Genomic DNA, 1,052 nt, shown 5'->3' with positions numbered 1-1,052 from the left:
CATTGAATCAGCACTGCCATTCGTTTCTGCCACAGCGCAAAACGAGCACATTCCACAAGCCTTGAACATTCAAGCCCTAGGTGGCATTAGCTTCACTAAAGGCTGTTACACAGGCCAAGAAACCGTAGCTCGAGCGAAATACCGCGGCACAAACAAGCGCGCTATGTACATCGTGAAAGGCGCAACGTCGACCACGTTAAACGATGATGCGATTGAACTAGAACGCAGCGTAGGCGACAACTGGCGCTCAGTCGGCACGTTACTGACTCACTATCAATTCAGTGATAACCAAGCTATGGGTTTGATCGTGTTACCAAATAATCTGGATGACGACACTCGCCTTCGTTTGACGTCTCAGCCTGATTGTGAATGGACCATCGCAGAATTGCCTTACAGCCTTGATGATGAATAATGCCATTCATACTCCTTTGATGCAGTTTCTTGCCGACCAAAACATCACGTTTCGTCTGCTTCCGCATCAAAGACCAGCAACAACAATTGAGGATGCCGCGCAACAACGCGGCATTCGCCCTTCTCAAATGGTCAAAGCGATATTGCTGCGAGACATGGGCAATCAATACGCCCTCGCCTGCGCCCCTGGTGATCGCAGTGTGGATCCAAAAAAGGTACGAGCTTTACTGCAATGTCGCAGCATGACTTGTGTCGACCAGGCCGATGTAGAAGCCATCACTGGTTATAAAATTGGCACTGTGACGCCGTTATTACTCAAACGACAGATGCCGATTGTGTTTGACCCAAGCTTATTGGAAGAACGTGAAGTCACCATCAGCAGTGGGGACCGCATGGCAGGGCTGGCGTTATCCATCGACGATTTGGTTCAGTTGTGCCACCCCACCGTGGCCGAAATCTGTCGTTAACATCCAATTCATAATGCAATAAAGCGCAGTGTTCTCATCACTGCGTGATCTCCCTCATATCTATAAAAACACGCCAAAGAATTTTTAATCAAAATTAAAACATAAATAGTCACCATTATAAAACTCGTATATGCTGATTCTGTTGGTTAAGTTTTCAACAAGCACTTAACCAAC

Annotated in this window: 1 protein-coding gene and 1 pseudogene; both read left to right on the top strand. The window is 47.1% G+C overall.

The genetic code is table 11. The features are described from left to right. Positions 1-412, top strand: a pseudogene (locus R7Q47_RS26385) (folate-binding Fe/S cluster repair protein); the annotation flags it as partial. Then, positions 405-878 carry a YbaK/EbsC family protein gene (locus tag R7Q47_RS26380; RefSeq protein WP_318090276.1) on the top strand — a complete coding sequence of 158 codons (474 nt, stop codon included), beginning with the start codon at positions 405-407 and terminating at the stop codon, positions 876-878. The pseudogene R7Q47_RS26385 and the gene R7Q47_RS26380, both read left to right, overlap by 8 nt. Positions 879-1,052: the final 174 nt, after the last annotated feature.

The sequence above is a fragment of the Vibrio sp. Vb0349 genome (assembly GCF_033338975.1).
The sequence above is the reverse complement of the archived record's forward strand: the minus strand, read 5'-3'. Positions and strand labels throughout refer to the sequence as shown.